The 22472-nt window shown below is 41.1% G+C and carries 20 protein-coding genes; 18 read left to right on the top strand and 2 right to left on the bottom strand.

The window, feature by feature from the left end; genetic code table 11:
• From OFN73_RS00330 to OFN73_RS00275, 12 genes are read left to right on the top strand one after another with little or no spacing between them, the layout of a single operon-like run.
• Nucleotides 1-1716 carry a M3 family oligoendopeptidase gene (locus tag OFN73_RS00330; protein WP_270861730.1) on the top strand — a complete coding sequence of 572 codons (1716 nt, stop codon included), beginning with the start codon at nucleotides 1-3 and terminating at the stop codon, nucleotides 1714-1716.
• Nucleotides 1717-1718: 2 nt separating this feature from the next.
• Nucleotides 1719-2120 carry a hypothetical protein gene (locus OFN73_RS00325; RefSeq protein WP_270861729.1) on the top strand — a complete coding sequence of 134 codons (402 nt, stop codon included), beginning with the start codon at nucleotides 1719-1721 and terminating at the stop codon, nucleotides 2118-2120.
• Nucleotides 2121-2127: 7 nt separating this feature from the next.
• Nucleotides 2128-4179 (top strand): ATP-dependent helicase, encoded by a 2052-nt coding sequence (locus OFN73_RS00320; RefSeq protein ID WP_270861728.1) that lies wholly within the window; start codon nucleotides 2128-2130, stop codon nucleotides 4177-4179.
• Nucleotides 4176-5009, top strand: coding sequence for a tRNA pseudouridine(55) synthase TruB (truB, locus tag OFN73_RS00315; protein WP_270861727.1), 834 nt, complete (start codon nucleotides 4176-4178; stop codon nucleotides 5007-5009). Before OFN73_RS00320 ends, truB begins: the two co-directional genes overlap by 4 nt.
• Nucleotides 5006-5761, top strand: coding sequence for a 4-(cytidine 5'-diphospho)-2-C-methyl-D-erythritol kinase (locus OFN73_RS00310; RefSeq protein WP_270861726.1), 756 nt, complete (start codon nucleotides 5006-5008; stop codon nucleotides 5759-5761). Before truB ends, OFN73_RS00310 begins: the two co-directional genes overlap by 4 nt.
• Before the next feature lie 4 nt (nucleotides 5762-5765).
• Nucleotides 5766-6221, top strand: coding sequence for an SsrA-binding protein SmpB (smpB, locus tag OFN73_RS00305; RefSeq protein WP_270861725.1), 456 nt, complete (start codon nucleotides 5766-5768; stop codon nucleotides 6219-6221).
• Nucleotides 6222-6233: 12 nt separating this feature from the next.
• The gene (locus OFN73_RS00300; RefSeq protein WP_270861724.1) at nucleotides 6234-6848 is read left to right on the top strand and encodes a TlpA family protein disulfide reductase; all 615 of its coding nucleotides are present in this window, start codon (nucleotides 6234-6236) and stop codon (nucleotides 6846-6848) included.
• Nucleotides 6838-7134 (top strand): ATP-dependent Clp protease adaptor ClpS, encoded by a 297-nt coding sequence (locus OFN73_RS00295; protein ID WP_270861723.1) that lies wholly within the window; start codon nucleotides 6838-6840, stop codon nucleotides 7132-7134. The genes OFN73_RS00300 and OFN73_RS00295 overlap by 11 nt, the downstream gene beginning before the upstream one ends.
• Nucleotides 7131-9482 carry an AAA family ATPase gene (locus OFN73_RS00290; RefSeq protein ID WP_270861722.1) on the top strand — a complete coding sequence of 784 codons (2352 nt, stop codon included), beginning with the start codon at nucleotides 7131-7133 and terminating at the stop codon, nucleotides 9480-9482. Before OFN73_RS00295 ends, OFN73_RS00290 begins: the two co-directional genes overlap by 4 nt.
• A gap of 2 nt (nucleotides 9483-9484) precedes the next feature.
• Entirely contained in the window at nucleotides 9485-10156 is a 672-nt protein-coding gene (aat, locus tag OFN73_RS00285; protein WP_270861721.1) for a leucyl/phenylalanyl-tRNA--protein transferase, read from the top strand.
• A complete protein-coding gene (locus OFN73_RS00280; RefSeq protein ID WP_270861720.1) occupies nucleotides 10153-11967 on the top strand; it encodes a peptidoglycan D,D-transpeptidase FtsI family protein in 1815 nt (604 codons plus the stop codon). The genes aat and OFN73_RS00280 overlap by 4 nt, the downstream gene beginning before the upstream one ends.
• 10 nt (nucleotides 11968-11977) lie before the next feature.
• Nucleotides 11978-13213 (top strand): nucleotide sugar dehydrogenase, encoded by a 1236-nt coding sequence (locus tag OFN73_RS00275; protein WP_270861719.1) that lies wholly within the window; start codon nucleotides 11978-11980, stop codon nucleotides 13211-13213.
• 23 nt (nucleotides 13214-13236) lie between these two features.
• Here the strand turns inward: OFN73_RS00275 and hemH are convergent, their stop codons facing one another.
• Entirely contained in the window at nucleotides 13237-14184 is a 948-nt protein-coding gene (hemH, locus tag OFN73_RS00270) for a ferrochelatase (protein WP_270861718.1), read from the bottom strand.
• Complete coding sequence (locus OFN73_RS00265) at nucleotides 14181-15041, bottom strand: Gfo/Idh/MocA family protein (protein ID WP_270861717.1); 861 nt, start codon at nucleotides 15039-15041, stop codon at nucleotides 14181-14183. Before OFN73_RS00265 ends, hemH begins: the two co-directional genes overlap by 4 nt.
• A 120-nt stretch (nucleotides 15042-15161) precedes the next feature.
• Here OFN73_RS00265 and alaS point away from each other — a divergent pair, with 120 nt between their 5' ends.
• The 6 genes from alaS to OFN73_RS00235 are packed head-to-tail and all read left to right on the top strand — an operon-like array spanning nucleotide 15162 to nucleotide 22464.
• A complete protein-coding gene (gene alaS, locus OFN73_RS00260; protein WP_270858887.1) occupies nucleotides 15162-17714 on the top strand; it encodes an alanine--tRNA ligase in 2553 nt (850 codons plus the stop codon).
• Nucleotides 17711-18205, top strand: coding sequence for a hypothetical protein (locus OFN73_RS00255; RefSeq protein ID WP_270861716.1), 495 nt, complete (start codon nucleotides 17711-17713; stop codon nucleotides 18203-18205). The genes alaS and OFN73_RS00255 overlap by 4 nt, the downstream gene beginning before the upstream one ends.
• Nucleotides 18202-18762, top strand: coding sequence for a septum formation inhibitor Maf (maf, locus tag OFN73_RS00250; protein WP_270861715.1), 561 nt, complete (start codon nucleotides 18202-18204; stop codon nucleotides 18760-18762). Before OFN73_RS00255 ends, maf begins: the two co-directional genes overlap by 4 nt.
• Entirely contained in the window at nucleotides 18743-20659 is a 1917-nt protein-coding gene (locus tag OFN73_RS00245; protein ID WP_270861714.1) for a transglycosylase domain-containing protein, read from the top strand. Before maf ends, OFN73_RS00245 begins: the two co-directional genes overlap by 20 nt.
• A gap of 27 nt (nucleotides 20660-20686) precedes the next feature.
• Nucleotides 20687-21325 carry a hypothetical protein gene (locus tag OFN73_RS00240; RefSeq protein WP_270861713.1) on the top strand — a complete coding sequence of 213 codons (639 nt, stop codon included), beginning with the start codon at nucleotides 20687-20689 and terminating at the stop codon, nucleotides 21323-21325.
• Nucleotides 21325-22464 carry a toxic anion resistance protein gene (locus OFN73_RS00235; RefSeq protein ID WP_270861712.1) on the top strand — a complete coding sequence of 380 codons (1140 nt, stop codon included), beginning with the start codon at nucleotides 21325-21327 and terminating at the stop codon, nucleotides 22462-22464. The genes OFN73_RS00240 and OFN73_RS00235 overlap by 1 nt, the downstream gene beginning before the upstream one ends.
• Nucleotides 22465-22472: the final 8 nt, after the last annotated feature.

Below are 22472 nucleotides of genomic sequence, written 5' to 3'. Positions count from 1 at the left end.
ATGAATTGGGATTTGAGTGAATTATTTCAAAACGAGGAAAAATTTGAGCTTGCCATAGAAAATACACGCACTAAGGCTAGCGAATTTGAGGCGAAATTTAGGGGAAATTTAGCGAATTTAACCTGCGATGAATTTTGCGAAGCGTTAGGCGAATACGAGCGCATAAACGCGCAAATTTCAAAGATTATGAGCTTCGTGCATTTAGATTTCGCCAGAGATACTACGCGTGGGGCAAGGCAAGCCAAAGTGGAGCAAATCTGCAACGATATCGCCCAAAATTTGCTATTTTTCGAGCTAGAATTTAACGAGCTTAGCGAGGAGAGAGCGCAAAATTTCATCGCGGGTAGCGGGCGTTTTGCTTACTATTTAAATTTGCTTAAAAAACACAAATCGCACCAGTTAAGCCTGCTTGAAGAAAAGGTTTTGCTAAAAACGAGCGTGGTTGGCGCAGAGGCGTTTTCGAGGCTGTTTGATGAGAGTATGGCAAGGCTAAAATTTGACTTTGGGGGCGAGAAAATCAGTGAAGAGGAGCTTTTATCACACCTTTACGATAGCGATAGAAATGCACGCAAGCAGGCCGCAGTCTCGCTAAGTGCGGTCTTAGAGCAAAATTCACACCTTTTAACCTACATTTATAATATGATAAAAACTAGCCTTAAAATCAGTTGCGAGCTTCGCGGATACGCACAAGGCGAGCTAATCATGCACGAAGAAAACCAAATCGAAAAATCAAGCGTCGATGCGCTCATTAGCGCAACCGAGCGAAATTTTGATTTAGTGTGGCGCTACTATGATAAAAAGCGCGAAATTTTGGGACTTGAAAAGCTCTATGATTTTGATCGATACGCACCGCTAAATTTAAACGACGATAGCAAATTTAGCTTTGATGAGGCCAGACAAATCGTCCTTGACGCCTTTGATAAATTTAACCCTAAATTTGGGCAAATCGCAAGGGAAGCGTTTGCGAAAAACTGGATTGATGCAATGCCAAAGCCAAATAAACAAAGTGGTGCATTTTCGCACTCTGGTTCGGCTGATACGCACCCGTTTGTGCTACTAAATTTCACCGCCAAGCGTCGCGATGTATTCACCCTAGCGCACGAGTTAGGTCATGCAATCCACCAGTATTTAAGCTATGGCGTGGGATATTTTTACTCATTTACGCCACTTACCACAGCTGAGACAGCCTCTGTATTTTGCGAAATGCTAGTCTTTGACTATATGCTCTCGCGCGCGGATAAAAGCGTGGCTCGCGCCATGATAGCAAACAAACTCGAAGATATTTTTGCCACGCTGTATCGCCAGATAGGATTTACGACATTTGAGCGCAGAATTCACGCCTCGCCTGATGAGCTAGCCACCGAGCAAATCAATGAAATTTGGCTAGAAGAGTCCAAAAAAATGTTTGGCGAGGCGCTAGAACTTAGAGATGAATATAAAATTTGGTGGAGTTATATACCGCACTTTATCCATACGCCGTTTTACTGCTACTCTTATGGCTTTGCGCAGTTGCTAGTTTTGGCGCTTTATGGGCTGTATAAAAGTGGCAAAATTTCAAATTTCGCCGAAATTTACACTGAATTTTTAAGCTCGGGCGGAAGTGATTCGCCTAAAAATTTAGTCGCAAAATTTGGGCTAAATTTAGACGATGATAAATTTTGGGAGATTGGAATTTCTCAAATTCGCTCCCTTGTTAGCGAGTTTGTAAAGGAATAAAGATGATTTTAGAAAACGAAAAATTCATACAAAAAGAGATTGCGCATATAAAGGAAATTTTGGAGCTTTTTTTCGAGCTTGGCGAGAGTTTTGGCGTGGTAGCGCGCACAAGCGAGGTGAAATTCGACCCTGAACTTCCTAGCGAGGTAAGTGCAGGCTTTATCAAAAAACCTGTGATTTTCTTCGAGCTAGAAAACTACACGCTTTCAAGCGCGCATATCCAAAAGGACGATTTGAAATTTGAAGCTGGTTTTGGTAGCGAGGATTTCGCAGCGGTCGTATCAATCCCGCTATATGGGATAATGGAGCTAGTTCAAAATAATACCCCAGTGGCTGTAAATTTAGCCAAAATTGATAGCGAGTGGATCAAAAAAGAGAGATCTCGCAGAATTTTTGCTAGATAGGAAAGATATGAAATTTTTAGACGAATTAAACGAGGCTCAGCGCAGGGCAGCACTGCACATAGACGGGGCTATGCTGATTTTAGCGGGCGCAGGTAGTGGCAAAACTAAAACAATCACCGCGCGCCTAGCTTACCTGCTAGCAAACGGCGTGCCAGCGCAAAACACGCTCACGCTAACTTTCACAAATAAAGCAGCTAGCGAAATGCGCTCTCGCGCGCTTAATCTAATCGCAAATTTAGGGCTTGAAGTGGGTGTGCCACTACTATGCACATTTCATAAATTTGGACTTTTATTTTTGAAATTTTACATTAGCGAGCTTGGCCGTAAGCCAAATTTCGCCGTCATAGACACATACGATAAGAAAAAAATCCTAAAATCGTTTGAGATAAATTTGCAAATAAGCACCATGGCAAATGAGATTTCAAAATACAAAAACGCCCTAATTGGCCCAGATGAGCTTAAAAACAATATCGCCTCGCTAAGCGATGATATCAAGCAGGCAAACGAGGGATTTTACGCCAAAATGCTAGAAGCTTACACCAGATACGAGGAGTATTTGCTAAGCAATAATTTAGTCGATTTTGATGATTTGCTCGTGCTTCCTTATAAAATTTTAGACGCAAACGAGGCACTTTGCGATGAAGTTTCGCGCCAATACACCTACATAACCGTCGATGAGTATCAAGACACGAACGAAATTCAGTTTAAACTACTACAAAAGCTTTGCAAAGCGCACCAAAATTTAACCGTCGTGGGCGATGATGATCAGAGCATTTATAGCTGGCGTGGGGCTAGGGTGGAAAATATCCTAAAATTTCGCGATCAATTTGAAAATGTAAAATATGTGAAATTAGAGGAAAATTACCGCTCGACTAGCCAAATTCTCTTCGCTGCAAACGAGCTAATCTCGCATAATAAAAATCGCCTTGGCAAAAATTTAAAAAGCACATTTGGCAAGGGCGAAGATGTCAAAATCCTACACTGCGAAAACGAAAGCGACGAAAGCGCGCAGGTAGCGGCAAAAATCAAAGAGCTCATAAACTCAGGTATCCACCCAGCCCAAATCGCCGTGCTTTACCGCGTAAATGCTCTTTCGCGCGCACTCGAAGAGGGGCTAAACCGTGCGAAAATCGCATATCGCATAGTCGGCGGCGTGAAATTTTACGAAAGAGCCGAGATCAAAGACATCATCGCATACCTGCGCCTAATCATCAACGAAAACGACGATTTTTCAATGCGTCGCATTATAAATGTCCCAAAAAGGGGCGTTGGCAAGGTTAGCCTTGCAAGGCTCGATGAAATCGGAGTTAGGAAGCATTTAAGCTTGTTTGATGCGTTTTCGGATCAGGGTGCAAATCTAAGCGCAAAGTCAAAAGAGGCCCTAGAAAAGCTCAAACTCCACATAAACGAACTTTCGCACGAGCAGAGCGTGGAGAAAAAAATCGACGGAGTGCTGGATAAATTTGAGCTAAAAGAATACTACGAGGGCATGCCAGAGGGCGATGATAGATTGGCTAATATCAACGAATTTTGCGCTATGCTAAAAGATGAAGCCATAAATAAGCCAAATTTTGATTTGGGCGAGTTTTTAAACGATTTGGCACTTCTTAGCGATCAAGATAATATCAGCGCAGAGGCGATAAATATCATGAGCGTGCATGCTAGCAAGGGTTTGGAGTTTTCGCACCTTTTTGTCATCGGGCTTGAAGAGGGGTTTTTCCCAATCATCAGCGACACGACAGATTTAGAAGAGGAGCGCAGGCTAGCGTATGTAGCTATAACTAGGGCGAAAAAAGAGCTAACGCTTAGTTTTGCAAACTCGCGCTTTTATCGCGGGAAACGGGACTATTTATCCAAATCGCGATTTTTAGGCGAAGCAGGGCTAATCGATACTCCACTTAGCCCACAAAATGACGGCGAGTTTAAAAAGGGTGATTTAATCACCCACAAACTCTTTGGTATGGGGAAGGTAAGCGCAGTAAATGGCGACAAACTTACCATAAATTTCGGCGGAATCGAGCGCATGATAATGAAAAATTTCGTGCAAAAACTAGTATGAATAGACTTTTTTTAGCAAACAAACCTGCCGGAATTTCATCAAATCAGTTTTTAGGACGCTTGAAGCGCAAATACGGCGTGAAAAAAGCCGGATTTTCTGGCACGCTAGATCCCTTTGCTAGCGGGGCTTTGGTCATTGGCTTTGGCGAATACACGCGGTTTTTTCGCTTTTTGCGTAAGGCCCCAAAAATCTATATCGCCACGCTGTGGTTTGGCGCTAGTAGCGAAAGTGGCGATAACGAAAATATTTATAGCGTAGAAAATGTGCCAAAGCTTAGCATGGAGCAAATTTTGGGCGCAAGGGATAGCTTGCTTGGGCTTGTGCGATACACGCCACCAAAATTTAGCGCCAAAAAAATCGATGGCGTGCGTGCGTATGAACTAGCTAGAAAAGGCGAGGAAGTAGCGCTTAAAGAGCAGGTTATGAGCGTGTATGAGTGCGAAATCCTAAGCTATCGCCACCCGTTTTTGAGCTTTAAAATTTCAGTTAGTGAGGGCGGATATATCCGCTCATACGGCAAACTTTTATGCGAAAAGCTAGGCATGTGCGGGACACTAAGCGCACTTTGCCGAGTAAGCGAGGGCGAATTTAGCCTAGAAAATGCCAAATTTGATGACGAAGCGAGTATAAATCCCAAAGATTATCTAAATTTAAAAGAAAATTTTTATAATGGCGATAAAAATGAAATTTTGCTCGGCAAAAAACTTCGCGCGCAAAATTTTAAATTTCAAAACAGTGGCGAATATTTGATAAATTTGGGCGAATTTCACGCAATAATCGAAATTTGCGATAGTGAAGTAAAATATTTATGGAATAGGATAAAGATTTGAAAAGTTTTGCTAAAATAAATGTTTTTTTGAAAATTACTGGCGCAAACGGCGCATTTCACGATATCGCCTCTCGTTTCGTGCTATGCCATGAGCTTTATGACGAGATTAGCTTTGAGCGGGGCGAGCGGGGCGGATTTTGCATAGAGTGCAACAAAGAAATCGCCGGTAAAAACATAATCCAAAGCGCATACGAGCGGCTGTGCGAGAGTGGTTACAAAAATGAGCTCGATGAATTTTTTGCAAAATTTTATGTAAAACTTTACAAACAAATTCCAGCAGGCGGTGGATTGGGTGGCGGTAGTAGCAACTGCGCTGTGTTTTTAAAAATGATAAACGATGAGCTAAATTTGGGAATTTCAAAGCCAAATTTAATGCAAATTGCAAATTCGCTCGGAAGCGATATTTGCTTTTTTTTAAGTGGCGAAAAAAGCGCAAATGTGAGTGGCAAAGGCGAAATAATCGAGGAATTTGACGATGAAATTCCAAATTTAAAGCTCTGTTTAAAAGAGATATTTTGCGATACTGGCGCAGTGTATAGGGAATTTAGAAAAAATCATTTTAATAAAATTGATTTAGGCCTAGCTAACAAGCTTTTAAAGCTAAAATCAAGCGAAATTTTAAGTAATTTTGACGCTGATAGCCTAAATGATTTGCTAGCCCCAGCGCGCGCACTTTATCCAGATTTGCGCCTAGAAAAGGGCGAGTTTTTAAGCGGAAGTGGCAGTTCGTGCTTCAAGGTAGATTTAAGGTAGAAAAATGATAAAAGAACTTACAAAAAACAGAAAAGCCTTCCACGACTTCGAAATTTTAGAAAATTTCGAAGCTGGCGTGGTTTTAAAGGGTAGCGAGGTCAAATCCTTGCGCGCTGGCAGGGCAAATCTCAAAGATAGCTTTTGTCGCATAATAAGAGGCGAGTTGTTTTTGCTAGGGGCGCATATAAGCTATTTGGAGCACACTAACCCGCATTTTCGCCCAGACGAAAAGGCCCCAAGGAAGCTTTTAATGCACAAAAAGCAAATCGACAAACTTCTAGGTCATGTCAGCAAGGACGGCCTTACGCTGGTCGTTACCTCGCTGTATCTAAACGACAAAAATCGCGTCAAGGCTAGGGTAGCACTAGCGCGTGGCAAAAACCTGCATGATAAAAGAGAGGCGCTAAAACGCAAGGAAGCCGACAGGGAGGCTAGAAGTGCGATGAAAAATTTTAAATAAAAAGGAGAAATAATGAGAAAAATTTTAACGCTGATTTTTGCTGGATTGCTTCTTTGTGGTTGTAATGATGAAAGTGCGCAAAATGCGCAAAATAGCGAAGCGGCGGCGAAATTTACCCCATTTAGCGTGGGCGAAAAATTTAGCTTAAAAAGCGTCGTGGGTGGCGAAGTGGTGATCGAGCGCACAAACAAAGGCTTTAAATTAGCTGGAAGCGATAAAATTTTGATGTTTGATATCTTTGGGACATACTGCGAGCCGTGCAAAATCGAGGCTCCGCATCTAATGGACTATCAGCTAAAAAACGCAGATGATTTTATGATGGTAGGTCTTATACATTTTGAGGATATCACAGACGCGCAGGTCGTGGAGAATTTCACCAAAAAATACAATGCGTATTATTTCATAGCAAACGACAAGCAAAATTCCCGTATCGTGGAGCAAATTTTAACCGATATCAACTACCGCCACGCACTTTCAATCCCATTTAAGGTGGTTTTTAAGGACGGTGAGTATCAGACACTAACCGACATAAACGAGGGCGACGAGCGCGGAAAGCCGTATTATTTGGGTATGGTCTCTACTAAGGTGATAGAAAAAGATATGCTTAGGATAAAAAATGGCAACTAAAACCAGCACAAAGGTGCGAGTCAAGACCTTCAAACCCTCGCCGTATCGCGTGGTGCTACTAAATGACGATGTTACGCCAATGGATTTTGTGGTGATAATTTTAATCGAAATTTTCACTCACACCACGCAAAACGCAGTCAAAATCATGCTAAATGTCCATAAAAACGGGCGCGGGATTTGTGGGGTGTATGCCAAAGAGATCGCCAAAAGCAAGCAAGAAGCCGTTTTAGAGGCAGCTGCGAGAGAGGGCTTCCCGCTAAAATGCATTATAGAGGAGGATAAATGATAGGATTTTATTTACAAAAAGATATTGATAACGCTGTGCGAAACGCCGTAAAAGGCGGGTTTGAGTATGTTAGCATAGCAAGCGTGATATATGAAATTTTCTCAGATAAAAATTTTAGAAATTTTTTTGAAAACGAGTTTTCAAATTTTGAGTATGAAAATTTCAAAACCAGCATTGGCGAACTAATTGCTTCAATGCCAAAATCAGATGAAAAAAACCGCACCAAGGTCGCAGCGACAACCGATTTGGCGCGCATTATGGGGCTTTTCGAGGAAAGCATTGACAACGAAAACGAGCTAGATTTTATATCTTATGTCCTTGCTAGCAAGGATACAGACGCGGCTAAAATTTTTGAATTTTACGGGATAAATTCTTACGATTTTGATAAATTTAGAGATCGATATTTGCAGTGGTTTGATAACCGCGATATGGCGCAAAACGGCGAAAATGGCGAGATGGACGAGGGGCTTTTTAACGATTTTTTAGGCGAAGATGACGAGAGCAAAAAGAAAAAAAAGCCAGCTAGCGAGCTATATACGACGAATTTAAACGAAATGGCAAAAAGTGGCAAAATCGACCCGCTAATCGGGCGCGAAAAAGAGATCGAAAAGACCTTGCAAACCCTTTGCCGCCGCAAAAAAAACAATCCAGTCCTTGTGGGCGAAGCAGGCGTGGGAAAGACGGCTATAATCGAGGGAATCGCGCTAAAAATCGCAAATGGCGAGGTTCCAGCAAAGCTAGCTGGAAAGACGATTTACGCCCTTGATATGGGCGCGCTCGTGGCTGGGACGACGCTAAGAGGCGAGTTTGAGGAGAGATTAAAAAATGTAATCGATGAATTTAGCAAAAATGGTAAAGCTATACTTTTCATCGATGAAATTCACACGATTGCGGGTGCAGGTGCAGGATCGCGCGAGGATTTGGATATGTCAAATCTGCTAAAACCGGGCCTTGCAAACGGCACGCTTAGCCTAATTGGCGCCACGACTTACGCTGAATTTCGCAATCTAAGCAAAGACAAAGCGCTTGCTAGAAGGCTATGCAAAATCGACATAAACGAGCCTAGTATCGAAGATAGCGTGGAAATTTTAAAAGGAATTGTGAAAAAATACGAGGAATTTCACAATGTCAAATTTAGCGATGAAATTTTGCGCGAGGCTGTGAATTTAGCCAAACGCTACGAAAGCGACAAATTTTTGCCAGATAGTGCGATTGATTTGATTGACGAAGTGGGCGCGAGCTACGCATTTAAGGAGCATAGCGAGGCGATAAATGTCAGCAAAGAGGATTTGGTAAATGTGCTAAGTGCTAGCGCAAATATCGCAAATTTAAGCCAGAGCGTCGATAATAAAGAGACTTTGCGAAATTTAGAGGAAAATATCAAAAGAGAAATTTTCGGTCAAGACGAAGCGGTTTCTAGCCTAAGCAAGGCACTTTTGCGCTCTTATGCGGGACTTAGGCACGAAAATTCGCCAATTGGCGTGTTTTTATTCACAGGAAGCTCAGGCGTGGGCAAAAGCGAGCTAGCCAAGGTTTTGGCTAAAAATTTAGGTGTAAATTTCGAGCGATTTGATATGAGCGAGTATATGGAAGCTCACAGCGTGAGCCGCCTAATCGGCGCGCCTCCGGGATATGTGGGGTTTGAAAACGGCGGAATTTTGACAAATCAGATCAAAAAACACCCTTACAGCGTCGTGCTTTTCGACGAGATCGAAAAGGCTCACCCTAGCATGACAAATATATTTTTGGGTATTTTTGATAATGGCGTGCTAACTGACACAAACGGCACGAGTAGCGATTTTAAAAACACCATTATCATTATGACCTCGAATTTAGGCACCAAAGAAGCGCCACAAGTGGGCTTTACCAAAGATGAAAGCTATAAAATCGACAACGCTGTGAAGAGCTTTTTTGCCCCTGAATTTCGCAATCGCATAGATAAAATCATAAATTTCAACCCACTAAAAGGCGAAATTTTAGAAAAAATCGTCGATAAAACAGTGCGCGAAATACAATCAGGGCTCAAAAATATCGAAATTTCGCTAAGCAAAGGCGCAAAAGAGTATTTGATAAAAAAAGGTTATAGCGCAGAATTTGGCGCAAGAAATCTCAAACGAGAGGTGCAGTTGCAAATCTCAGATGAGATTAGCTCGGAAATTTTATTTGGAGCGTTGCAAAATGGCGGTAGGGTTTTTGTGGATTTCGCTGATGAAAAGCTTAAATTTGACTTCGAAAGTGTGCCAATGCTAGATGCGAAGGTATCAAATACTGCCCAAATTAGCGCAGATGAGAACGGCGGTTTAACCAAAAGTCCAGACGAACCCCAAAACGCTACGGTCATAAAATAAAAATGTCGAAATTCTACGCATTCCCAAACCCAAAAACCGCGCCAGATTTCGCCCCGTTAGCTAGCGGGGGAGATTTGAGCGCAGAGTGTTTGCTAAGCGCATACACGCAGGGGATTTTCCCGTGGTTTTGCGAGACAGAGCCGATTTTATGGTGGTCGCCAAACCCGCGCGCGATTTTAGAGCCAAAGGCTGTGCGCACCCAAAAGTCGATAAAGCCATATTTAAAACGATATGAAGTAAAATTCGACCAAAATTTTGCTGGATTTATCACCCTTTGCAAACAAACCCGCCAAAACTCAGATGATGGGACTTGGATTAGCGATGAGATTGTAGAGGCGTATGTAAATTTAGCAAATTTAGGCGTCGCTCACAGCGTGGAAGTCTATGAAGAAGGCGTTTTAATTGGCGGATTATACGGGCTGATTTTGGGCAAGGTGTTTTGTGGCGAGAGTATGCTCAGCCTAAAAACAGGCGCGTCGAAGGTCGCTTTAATCACGCTTTGTAGGGTTTTGGAAAAATTTGACTTTTTGATTGATTGTCAGATTATGAACGAGCATTTGCGCTTTATGGGGGCGCAAGATATGCCAAGGGGCGAATTTTTAGCCAAATTTCAAATTTTGCAAAACTTGCCAAGCGGATTTGAAAAATTTAAAGATTTAGAAAAGTTGATATGATTTTACGGGATAAAAACTCAAATATCGGTATTTGCGTGCTTGCGGCTGTGCTGGGGCTACTAATGTGCGTGTTTGTGTGGATGATGTTTTACTCAGCTAGTAGCGATCGCAGGCTTCCACGCCTTGACATAAACGAAACAAACAGCGCAATCAGAGGCTCAATCATCACCAAAGACAAATATGTCGTCTCAAACTCGACCAAACTCTACAAGGTCAGCATAGACTCTCGCTCTCTTGATCCACACAAGCTCGATTTGTTTGTCAAACTCTACTGCATTTACACAGGCGATAGCGAAAAACGGGTCAAAAAAACAATCCAAAGCTCAAAGGGCACCACGGTTTTATCATACAAAATCGACGCCAAAACAGCCGTGCATTTAAAAGAGTTAGCCTACAAGCTAAATTTAAAGAAATTTTTCGTAGCCTTTGAGACAGCTAGCGGGCGTGTAAATCCGCCAGTGCGTATGAGCGTAAGCGAAAGTGGCGAAAAGCGCACTTACAATATCCAAAACTCCCTAACCCCGCTTTTAGGCTATATCAACAAAAAAGAGGTTTCAGGGATTACCAAAGTAGTCGGCATTAAGGGCGTGGAGAAATACTATGAGTATTATCTAACCCCACTAAAAGATGAGTTTATCACGGGCCCAAGGGATCTAAAAGGCAATATTATTCTAGAAAAAAGCACCAAAAAAACAAACAAAATCGACGGATATAATGTCCATTTAAGCGTGCCTTTGGCGCTACAAAGAGATGTTGAAAGGCTAATTGATAAAGCGAGCTTAGCTTACGATGCCAAAGAGATAGTCGTAGGCATAATGAACTCAAAAACAGGCAAAATTCTCTCTCTTGCCACAAACGCTAGGTATAATCCCGAAAATATCACAAAACAAGATGTGAAAAATCTAAATTCGACCGCTAGCGAGTATGCTTACGAGGTCGGCTCGATTATGAAGCCGATAATTTTCTCAATCGCTTATGAGGGAAATTTAGTCAAACCAACCGAGATTATAAACACCCATAATGGCGCATACAAGCTAGGTTCGCGCACTATCCGCGACACTCACCCAGCAAAGTCAATGAGTGGCGAAGAAATCATCGTGCATTCATCAAATATCGGTATGATTAAAATCGCAGAACGCATGAGTGGGCAGATGATTTATGACGGGCTTTTAAATTTCGGTATGGCGCAAAAAACCGGTATTGATTTGCCTTACGAGCAGATTGGAAATATCCCTAGCGTGCGAAGCTTGGAAGGCAAGGTTTATAAGGCTACGATTAGCTATGGTTATGGCGCGCAGATGACATTTTTGCAGATGTTGAGCGCGTATGGAGTTTTTAATAACGGCGGAGTTTGGATTAGTCCAAGGCTGGTCGAAAATTTAGAAATGAACGGTAAAATTTACCCTGTAAATGAGAGCGAAACACGCACCGTGCTAAGCCCGCAAACAGCAGATGTTATGCGACAAATTTTAATCAAGGTAGTAGAGGGCGGCACAGGGCGCAAGGGGCGCACGAGCGGTATCGAAGTAGGGGGCAAAACAGGCACTGCTAGGATTGCCAAAGGCGGCGGATATTCTAGCGCGTATAATAGCTCGTTTTTTGGTTTTGCGAACGACGCTCACACTAGCTACACCATAGGCGTGCTGGTTAGAGAGCCTAAAAAAGGCAGTTATTACGCGGCGCAAAACGCCTTACCTGTGTTTAAAAGCATAGTTGATTTGCTAGTCGAAAAAGGATTTTTAACCCCTAGTGGCGATAGCGACAAGATAAATCATGTAGATATTAAAGATTTAAATGAAATCAAAGATTAAAGGATAAGCGATGAAAATAGGAATTATCGGACTTGGTTATGTGGGGCTTCCCCTAGCAGCGGCATTTAGCGCAAAACACAGCGTAGTGGGCTTTGATATAATGAAATCTCGCATAGACGAGCTAAACGGGGGCCATGATAAGACCCTAGAATTAGAAGATGACAAACTTGCCACTGCGCTAAAAAACGGGCTTAAATTTACCTGCGATATAAATGATTTAAAAGATTGCAACTTTTATGTTGTTTGCGTCCCAACGCCTGTGGATAAATTCAACCGCCCAGATATCACGCCACTAATCAAAGCTAGCCAGAGTGTGGGCTCGGTGCTTAAAAAGGGCGATATCGTAGTGTATGAAAGCACGGTCTATCCTGGGGCTACTGAGGAGGACTGCGTGCCTGTTTTAGAGCGCACTAGCGGGCTTAAATTTAACGAGGATTTTTTCTGCGGATACTCGCCAGAGCGCATAAATCCGGGCGATAAAATTCACACTGTAACAAAAATCAAAAAAATCGTCTCAGGTAGCAATGAGCACACCCTCGATATCGTCGATGAAACATACTCTTCTATCCTAGAAAACGGCACTTTTCGCGCCAAAAGTATCAAGGTAGCAGAAGCTGCCAAAGTCATCGAAAATACACAGCGCGACATAAATATCGGCTTTATCAACGAGCTTGCGATTTTGTTTAACAAACTAGGAATCGATACCAATGATGTCATCGACGCAGCCGCGACGAAATGGAATTTCCTAAGCTTCCGCCCAGGGCTTGTGGGAGGGCATTGTATCGGCATAGATCCATACTACCTAGCCCAAAAAGCCACAGAGGTAGGCTATCACCCGCAAATCATACTCGCAAGTCGCCGTATCAACGACAATATGGGCAAATATGTCGCCACGCAGGTCGTGCAGATGATGATAAAATTTGACAAAAAAATCAAACATAGCAAAATTTTGATTTTAGGTCTTACCTTTAAAGAAAACTGCCCAGATATACGCAATACGCGCGTTATTGATATGATTGACGAGCTTAAAAATTTCGGTTGCGCGGTCAGTGTGTATGATCCATGGGCGAGCAAGGACGACGCGAAACGCTACTACGATATCGAGCTAATCGAAAAGCCAAATTTAGGCGATTTCGACTGCGTTGTAATCGCTGTGGCGCACAATCAATTTAAAGAATTCGACTACTCTGGCTCACTAGTATATGATGTGAAAAATATCTACGAAGGCGCGCAAGGAAGGCTGTAATAAGCTATAATCTGGGGCTAAATTTAGCCCTGGGTTTTTTGGGCGTGAGTTATGATAAATGAGGCAAACTCTTCGCCGAAATTCGGACACTCGCAAACCTCAAAATAGCTAAATTTAAGCTCTTTTGCCACATTTCTAAAATACATATCAAGCTCAAATTTCGTCTCAGAATTATCTATACAAAACGAAATCGGAAAAATCAGCGCGCGCTCATTTTGCAAATTTGCCAAATGCTCGTTTAGGTTTGGTTCTAGCCATTTTACGGGGCCTAGGCGGGATTGATAGGCGAGCGAAATATCTTTAAATTTTATGCCAGATTTTTGCAAAATTTCACTTAGAATTTTGACATGCTCATTAACCTGCGCCTCGTAAGGATCGCCAGCGGCGATGATTTTTACAGGCAGTGAGTGAGCCGAGAAAACTAAGCTTGTGCGCGAAATTTCATCAACGCTTAAATTTTTAATTTTTTCTTTGATTAAATTTAGCAGAATTTGGTTGTAAATTTCGCTTTTATAAAAAATATCAACTATTTTAAAATTTGAAATTTCTAAATCCACTAGGGCTTTTTTAGCGTCGTCAATGCTCGATTTCACCGTCGTTTGCGAAAAATGCGGATAAAGTGGAAAAAGTAAAATTTCATCAAATTTCGCATATTTTGCCAAAACATCACGAGTAAAAGGGGCAGTGTAATTCATAGCAAAATCGCAAACAAACTCATTTTGGTATAAATTTATCTTATCGCAAAGTCGCTTTGTAAGCCCGGCGATAGGGGACTTTCCGCCAAGTTTTTCGTAGTTTTGGCACGCTTCTTTGGCGCGCATTTTGGTAATCAAACTAGCTAAAATTTTGCGCAAAATATTGTTTTTAACACCCAAAATATTTGGATCGCAAAACATATTTTTTAAAAATACACTAACCTCGTCTAGGCTATTTGGACCGCCCATATTTAGGAGAATTAAGGCTTTTTTCACGAGATTAACTCTCTTAGTTTGATTGCTTCATCAGGGGTCGCAATCCCCTCGAATTTAGAATTTTCGATTAAATTTAAAAACGCTTTGTGCTGGTATCTAAGCGCGTAATCATCGCGATCGACGCGCTGATTTATCCGTCCGTCGTTTGTAACCTTGAATAAATTTAGCGATTCTAAATCACCAAAATAAACGCCAGAATTTGTGCAAATCTCCACGCCGTGGCGTTTGAGCGGGTATAAATTTGATAGCAAAATCGTGCAATTACTCATTGACTTTGTGCGAAATGCGACGCCAATGCCATTAGAATCGCCATTTTTGCAGATATTTTGTGATGAAATTTCAGATTTGCTAAGCAGGGCAATCAAATCCAAATCCCTAATCAGCGCATTTTGTAAGCAATTCGCACTCTCAGAGCTAAATCCATCTACGAAATTTATCGAATAAATTTTCTCGTCCTTAGCCAGCTCCCTACACAGCGAGATTATGACAGGATTATAGCGCCCAGCATATCCCACGCCAAGCTTCGCGCCATTAATCGAAATAGAGTAATTTATCTCCCTAGCCTCAGCTAAATTCCCAGCGAGCGGGGATTCTACAAAGATATTTTTGGTAAAAGGTATGCATTTTAAAATGATTTCTTTGTGCGTCGCAGGCGGTGTAGCGATGACCACAGCGTCTGGTTTGGCACTTTCGAACATTTTAGCTAAATCATTATAAAGTGGATATCTAGGGCCAAAATCCTCGGTTTTTTCTTTGTCATAAAGCGCGACCAAATCGAAATAATCGCTTCTTCTAAGCTCTTTGAAATGTTTTGCGCCAAGCTCCCCTAAGCCTATTATGGCTATTTTTTTCTTCATTAATTAATCCTGTAAATTTTGCATATTTTTCATTATAACGAATAAGAGTAAAAATTTATATTTCTTAAAATCAAAATTTGCTAAAATGGGCACTAAATTTTACTAAATTTAGGATAGTTAATGGATATTAGAAAAGCTTATTTAGACTTTTTTGCGTCAAAAGGACACGAGGTTATGCCAAGCTCACCGCTTGTGCCAGATGATGATAGTTTATTATTCACAAATGCCGGTATGGTGCCGTTTAAAAGCATTTTTACAGGTGCGGTACCACGCCCAACTCCACCGATTCGCACGAGTTGCCAAACCTGCATTAGAGCAGGCGGCAAACACAACGACCTTGATAATGTCGGCTACACAGCGCGCCACCACACATTTTTTGAAATGCTTGGAAATTTCAGTTTCGGCGAGTATTTCAAAACAGACGCGATAGCCTACGCATGGGAGTTTGTAACCGAAATTTTAAAACTCCCAAAAGAAAAACTTTATGTTACCGTCCATGATAGCGATGATGAGGCGTTTGAAATTTGGTCGCGCCATATCGCAAAAGAGCGAATTTATCGCTTCGGCGATCACGATAATTTCTGGGCTATGGGCGATACTGGACCTTGCGGGCCATGTAGCGAGATTTTTTACGATCAAGGAAGCGAGCATTTCCATAGCGATGAGGATTATATGGGCGGAGACGGCGATCGTTTCTTAGAGATTTGGAATTTAGTCTTTATGCAATACGAGCGAAGCGCGGACGGCAAACTCTCGCCACTTCCAAAACCATCAATCGACACAGGCATGGGTTTAGAGCGCGTAACAGCGATAAAAGAGGGTAAATTTAGCAATTACGACAGCTCGCTATTTATGCCATTAATCGGCGCAGTAGAAAAGCTATGTGGCAAAAAATACGAGTATGAAACTGGCGCGAGCTACCGCGTCATCGCAGATCATATCCGCTCGGTTACATTTTTGCTAGCCCAAGGCACGAACTTTGATAGAGAGGGCAGAGGCTATGTGCTTAGAAGGATTTTACGCAGGGCGGTTAGACACGGATATTTGCTAGGTATAAAAGAGCCATTTATGTATAAGTTAGTCGATGATGTTTGCGCTAGTATGGGCTCTCACTACACATATTTAAACGAGAAAAAAGAAGCTGTAAAAGAGCTAGTAAAACTCGAAGAAGAGCGATTTTTCGCCACTTTGGCAAACGGAATCGAGCTATTTAACGAAGAATTAGCCAAAACCTCAGGCAATGTTTTCTCCGGCGATGTCGCATTTAAGCTCTATGATACCTATGGATTTCCGCTCGATCTCACAGCCGATATGCTAAGAGAGAAAAATCTTAAAGTCGATGAGGCTAAATTTGATGAGCTAATGGCGGAACAAAAACGCAGAGCCAAAGCCAGTTGGAAAGGCTCAGGAGATAAAGCACAAGCCAAAGGCGATTTCGCACAACTTATCGAAAAATTTGGCAAAAATGAGTTTGTGGGGTATTCATGCCAAGAAACTGAAAGCCGAATTTTAGCCCTTTTGGACGAGAATTTTAAAATTTGCGATAGTTTAGAGCCAGGACACACTGGCTGGGTAATGCTAGATATCACGCCATTTTACGCTACAAGTGGCGGTCAGTGCGCAGATACCGGCACTATCGAAAAAAGCGAGGTTATCGACACGCAAAAATTCTTTGATTTAAATTTATCTCAAATCAAAGTAAAAAGCCTGCTTAAAACCGGCGATCTCGTAAAATGCGTGGTTAGCGCTGGCAAAAGAGCGATGATAGCGCGTCATCACAGCGCGACACACCTGCTTCACGCTGCGCTAAGAGAGGTGCTAGGCGATCATATCGCGCAGGCTGGATCGCTTGTAGAGGCAAACAGACTTAGATTTGACTTTTCGCACCCAAAAGCGATGAGTAGCGAAGAACTCGCCAAAGTCGAGCAAATCGTAAATCACTGGATTAGCGCGGGCGCACAGAATAAAACCGAAATTTTAGATATAGATGAGGCCAAAAAATCAGGTGCGATTGCGCTTTTTGGCGAAAAATACGGCGCGAAAGTGCGTGTGGTGAGCTTTGGCGATGTAAGCAAGGAGCTTTGCGGCGGCACCCATGTCGAAAACATAAGCGAAATCGGAGCGTTTTTGATCTCAAAAGAGAGTGGCGTAAGTGCTGGCGTGCGTAGAATCGAGGCGATTTGTTCGCAAGAAGTGCTAAATTTCACGCTAAATTTAAGATCGCAAATTAACGAAATTGAAGCTGAATTCAAAGGTGCAAACCCACTAGATGGAATTAAAAAGCTAAAAGATGAAATCAAAGGCTTAAAAGAAAAATTAAAACACGCAGGCGATCAAAAGTCCCTGCCTTGCCAAGAAATCTCAGGCGTGAAGCTTTGCGTAGCAGTGGTAGAAAACGGCGAAATTAAAACCATGATTGATGAGTTTAAAAACGCGAACGAAAAGGCTGCGATTTTGCTAATGCAAGTGGGCGAAAATGATAAAATCACAGTCGCAGCCGGAGCGAAAAACGCCCCAATCAAGGCTGGCGAGTGGGTCAAGATGACGGCTCAAATTTTAGGCGGTAACGGCGGCGGACGCGATGATTTCGCTACTGCTGGCGGAAAAGATACTAGCATGGTTTCTAGCGCGCTAGCTGGGGCACTAGAATTTGCAAAAGGTAAGCTAGGTTGAACGAATTAGAAACGAGCTTTGCCAGAAGCGATCAAATTTTGCCCCTAATTCACATTTTAGGGGCGATTTGCTTTATTTGCGCGCATGTTTGCATTATCATGCTGATTCGAATTTTCAGTGATAAAACAAACATCACAAACTCAAATTTCGAAAAAATCAAATTTTATCTTTCAAAATTTAATCTCTTTTTCGGCTCGTTTTTTTTGATTATAATTGTGAGTGGATTTTTTCTAAGCATAGGTAACAACTTCAAATTCGCAGATCCTATGATAAATGCTGTAATCGTTACGCTGTGGGTTTTGGCGGTGTTTATTTTGATAAATTTTGGCTATGTTTATTTTAAATTTTACTCGTTTAAAAAGGCGCTTTTAGCAGGCGATAAATTTGAAGCTAGCGAGCATTTGATTATCATCGCTAGATATTTTGTCCCGCTAAATATCGCTGTATCGGTGCTTTGCACCTATCTTTGTGTAGCGGTGGGTAGATTTTGATTTATTTGGTTTCATCTTCGCCGACAAGGGCGCAGATTTTGCGGGAGGCTGGGATAAAATTCGAGCAAATTAGCTTTGAATTTGACGAAAATGTAGGCGACATAGCCGATGCCAAAACATACGCTTACCGCGTGGCAAGCGCGAAAAAATCGCAGTTTTTAGCCAAAAACAAAAATGCAAAAAATTTGCTTTTTTGCGATAGCTCGGTCTTGGTAGGTGGCAAAATTTTAGGCAAAGCAAAGGACATTGGCCACGCAAGAGCTATGCTAAACGCCCAATCTGACGCTATTAGCGAGGTTTATACGGCGATGATTTTTGTGGGCGAGGGTTTTGAGATAAGCACGCTTTTGGTGGCTAGTTATAAATTCGCCAAATTTAGCGAGGCAGATTTAGAAGCGTATCTAAAAAGTGGCGATTGGCGCGGCAAAGCAGGGGCTATGAGTATCGAGGGGTTTAATCAAAAATATATCCAAAGCTTTCGTGGCGATACCAGCACCGCTATGGGTTTAAATGTGGAAATTTTAAAAAGGTATTTAGATGGTAAGAATTTTATTTAGTTTTATTACGGTTTGTTTTTTCGCAGGGTGCGGTGTGTTTATGTATTTTTATACGCAAATTCGCCTAGAATCGAACTCCATTATAGATTATCACCCGGAGCTAACGACCAAAATTTACGATCGCAACGGCAACTTGCTTGCCAATATTTTCAACGAACAAAACCGCCTTTATACTAGATTTGACGAAATTCCAGGCCGTATGGTCGAAGCCCTAGTAGCTATCGAGGATACCGCGTTTTTCGAGCATCAGGGTATCAATACAGAGGCGATTTTTCGCGCGATTGTAAAAGATATAAAAGCGATGAAATTTGTGGAGGGAGCCTCGACTATCACGCAACAACTTGTCAAAAATTTGGTTTTATCTAGCGAAAAAAAGATAGATAGAAAAATCAAAGAGATGATTTTATCGCTAAAAATCGAAAACACCCTAAGCAAAGAGGAAATTTTAGAAAGATATTTTAACGAAGTGTATTTCGGACACGGGTATTACGGCGTCAAAACTGCCGCGCTTGGGTATTTCAAAAAGGATTTAGCCGACCTTAGTATCAAAGAAATCGCCATATTGGTGGGTTTGCCAAAAGCCCCTAGCCAGTATGACCCTACCAAGCACCTAGATTTGGCACTTTCTCGCGCAAACAATGTAATTTACCGTATGCACGAGCTTGGCTGGATAAACAAAACCGAGTATGAAATCGCAATGGCAGAAGAGCCGTTTGTCTATGATGAAACCCTAACCCAAAATGTAGCTCCATACGCCGTCGATGAGATCGTCAAAGAGGCAGAGAAAATTTTGCCAGATGTGCGCACAGGTGGATACAAAATCGAAACAAGCCTAGATTTAAAAGCGCAAGAAATGGCACAAGAAGCACTTATTTTTGGCTATAATGAGATCCTCAAACGCAACAAAGACGCAAACGCAAGCAACGTAAATGGCGCAATCATCGTTACTCACCCACAAAGTGGCGAGATTATCGCACTTGTTGGTGGCGTGGATTATGCCAAGTCAAATTTCAACCGCGCTAGCCAAAGCAGACGCCAAACAGGGTCAAGCTTCAAGCCATTTATCTACCAAATCGCCCTAGATAGCGGGTATTCGACGATGACAGAGGTCCCTGATATCGCGCGCGAATTTGACGATGGAAGCAACAAAAGCTGGAAACCGAAAAATTACGATAGCACATACAGCGGCTATATCACGATAAAAGAGGCCTTGCAACGCTCTCGCAACCTCGCTTCGATAAATTTAATGCAATCAATCGGCATTGAGCGCACGATTCGCAAACTAAACGAATACGGCTTTAAAAATGTCCCGCCAGCGCTGTCCGTGGCGATCGGAAGTTATGGCATTTCGCCACTTGAATACTCGACTATGTATTCGATGTTTCCTGGTCTTGGCATTAGCACGAAGTCCAAATTCATCACCGCAATCACCGATAATAACGGCACTACGCACTATATCGAGCCTGAGCGCAGACGCATTTTGCGCCCAGAACAGGCGTATTTGATGACGACGCTGATGAAAAATATCGTCCAGCGAGGAACTGGCACCAGAGCGCGCGTGCAAGGCATCGAAATCGCGGGCAAAACAGGCACTTCAAACGACAGCATTGATGCGTGGTTTTGCGGATTTACGCCTGATTTGCAAATCATTGTTTGGTATGGAAACGACGATTACAAGCCTATGCGCAAGGTAGAAGGTGGCGGTAGAACAGCTGCGCCTGTGTTTGCGAAATTTTTGGAAAATTATCTTAAAGAATACCCGCAAGCTAAGCGAAATTTCAGCGTCCCAAGTGGAGTATTTACCCGCAGATACGGCGCTGGCGATGAGTATTACACCAAAATTTCCCCACTTCCAAGAAGGGTTGAAACAAATGCAGAAGACGGATTGATGTTTTAAAATTTGTATTAAAAAAAAGGTGGTTTTATGTTTTTTGATCAATTTATCTTTTTTCTGCGAAAAAAGCCATTTTTCTTTTGGACTTTTTTTGTGGTTTTTGCTTGTTTATATAGTTATCTTATGTGGCTATATTTCATAGAAAAAACAAATTTAGGACAAGATATTTTTACAATTTTATTAATGCTATGTTTGATTTGGTTGATTGTATTTTATATCAAATTTAAATCGACTTTAAAAACATATAAATTTGAAAGAGAAAAAGAAAAATTTGAACTTTATAAAAATCAAATAATAAATGATTTTAATCTTGATAGAAACAATAATATTTTTGAAAAAATTGAAATTATTAGCACTTTTGTTAATCAAAATTTTTCTCAATTAAGCCTTGCTTCGCTGAGAATTTTATCTTTGCTAAACAAAACACTAAAAATCTACATTTCGAATTTATCTCGCAAAATAGTTGTATCAAAAGGCGAAAGTATAGTCGGTCAAACAAATCATGCCTCAAATGATATAAAAAAACAAAATGAAAAGTTTTTATCTCTTTTAGATATTTATATCGATGAATTTTTAAAGATGAATAATAATAAAAAAGAGCAAAAAATCACCGAAATAGAGCTTGAACGAACTGCTGAAATTTTGAAAAAAATAAATGAGGAGAAATAATGCAATTAGAATTAATCAAACAAAATTTACTAAACAAAGAGATTGATGATAAAAATTTTGTTTTTGAAGACAAATTAAATAGCGAAGAAAAAGCTAAAATCAACGAAAAAGCTACCGAACTTTTGACATTTTTATCAGGAAAAAGTTCTGGTGAAATTCACCAAATTTTAGAAAATTTGATTATTGATGATGTTTCAAATTTGGAAAATCAATCAGAAATTTTGCTTTCTAAAATCGGCAAACTAGAAAATATAGAAAATAGCGATGTTTCGAATATTGGCAAATCAATAATTAAGCTAAATGAACAATTATCAAAACTAAATCCAAGCACATTTAAACCAAGTAAAATTCTATCTTTAATCCCATTTATCGGAAATCCAATAAATCGTTATCTTAAAAAATTCCAAAGCGCAAAAGGTGCGATAGAAGAAATTTGCGAAAATTTGCAAAATGGAGCGAAACTCTTAAAAGATGATAATTTGATACTTCTAAACGATAGGGAATTTTACAAAAACCGTGCAATTTCTCTCCAAAGAAAAGGTTTTGTATTTGGAAAATTAATCGATGCAATAAGTGAAAATTTGGATAAATTTTCGCTAGATGAGCGCAAATTTTATGAAAATAATGTTCTTTTAAATTTGAGAAAAAAAACAAGAAGTATTTATGAGATACTAGCCGTAACGCAACAAGGTCTGTTAAGTAGTGATCAAATTATAAACACAAATTTAGAGCTTATCGATGCAATCTCAAATATCAAAATTGTAACCAAAAGAGCCCTTGAAATCGGTGTTGCGACGGCAATATCGCTAGAAAATCAAAAACAAGTCGCAACGGCTACCAAACAAAGTGCTGATTTGGCAAATGAGATAATCTTGCAAAATGCCAAGACAATGAACGAACAAACAGAGGAAATTTTTAATCTATCTTCGAGTGCGACACTTAGTTTAGAAACCCTAAAATCGGCTTTTGAACAAATAGAACAAGCAATAAATAAAATGGACGAATTAAAAAATTCTGCCAACGAAAAACTAAAAGTAGAAATTGCAAATTTCAAAGATTTAACCCACAAATTAGAAGAAAAAACAAAGTTAAATGAAAAAATTGCTAAATATAAAGCTGAGTTAGATTTGCAAATTTAAAGGTTAGT

The sequence above is a fragment of the Campylobacter sp. JMF_14 EL1 genome (assembly GCF_027737585.1).
Taxonomy (GTDB): Bacteria; Campylobacterota; Campylobacteria; order Campylobacterales; family Campylobacteraceae; genus Campylobacter_B.
The sequence above is the reverse complement of the archived record's forward strand: the minus strand, read 5'-3'. Positions and strand labels throughout refer to the sequence as shown.

Bases quoted from the DNA above. Each gene is read 5' to 3' on its own strand.
- OFN73_RS00265 (WP_270861717.1), bottom strand. From the start codon at position 15,041: ATGAAGAAAAAAATAGCCATAATAGGCTTAGGGGAGCTTGGCGCAAAA.
- OFN73_RS00330 (WP_270861730.1), top strand. From the start codon at position 1: ATGAATTGGGATTTGAGTGAATTATTTCAAAACGAGGAAAAATTTGAG.
- truB (WP_270861727.1), top strand. From the start codon at position 4,176: ATGAATAGACTTTTTTTAGCAAACAAACCTGCCGGAATTTCATCAAAT.
- OFN73_RS00275 (WP_270861719.1), top strand. From the start codon at position 11,978: ATGAAAATAGGAATTATCGGACTTGGTTATGTGGGGCTTCCCCTAGCA.
- OFN73_RS00295 (WP_270861723.1), top strand. From the start codon at position 6,838: ATGGCAACTAAAACCAGCACAAAGGTGCGAGTCAAGACCTTCAAACCC.
- alaS (WP_270858887.1), top strand. From the start codon at position 15,162: ATGGATATTAGAAAAGCTTATTTAGACTTTTTTGCGTCAAAAGGACAC.
- OFN73_RS00235 (WP_270861712.1), top strand. From the start codon at position 21,325: ATGCAATTAGAATTAATCAAACAAAATTTACTAAACAAAGAGATTGAT.
- OFN73_RS00240 (WP_270861713.1), top strand. From the start codon at position 20,687: ATGTTTTTTGATCAATTTATCTTTTTTCTGCGAAAAAAGCCATTTTTC.
- smpB (WP_270861725.1), top strand. From the start codon at position 5,766: ATGATAAAAGAACTTACAAAAAACAGAAAAGCCTTCCACGACTTCGAA.
- OFN73_RS00320 (WP_270861728.1), top strand. From the start codon at position 2,128: ATGAAATTTTTAGACGAATTAAACGAGGCTCAGCGCAGGGCAGCACTG.
- OFN73_RS00325 (WP_270861729.1), top strand. From the start codon at position 1,719: ATGATTTTAGAAAACGAAAAATTCATACAAAAAGAGATTGCGCATATA.
- OFN73_RS00300 (WP_270861724.1), top strand. From the start codon at position 6,234: ATGAGAAAAATTTTAACGCTGATTTTTGCTGGATTGCTTCTTTGTGGT.
- OFN73_RS00280 (WP_270861720.1), top strand. From the start codon at position 10,153: ATGATTTTACGGGATAAAAACTCAAATATCGGTATTTGCGTGCTTGCG.
- OFN73_RS00245 (WP_270861714.1), top strand. From the start codon at position 18,743: ATGGTAAGAATTTTATTTAGTTTTATTACGGTTTGTTTTTTCGCAGGG.
- aat (WP_270861721.1), top strand. From the start codon at position 9,485: ATGTCGAAATTCTACGCATTCCCAAACCCAAAAACCGCGCCAGATTTC.
- OFN73_RS00290 (WP_270861722.1), top strand. From the start codon at position 7,131: ATGATAGGATTTTATTTACAAAAAGATATTGATAACGCTGTGCGAAAC.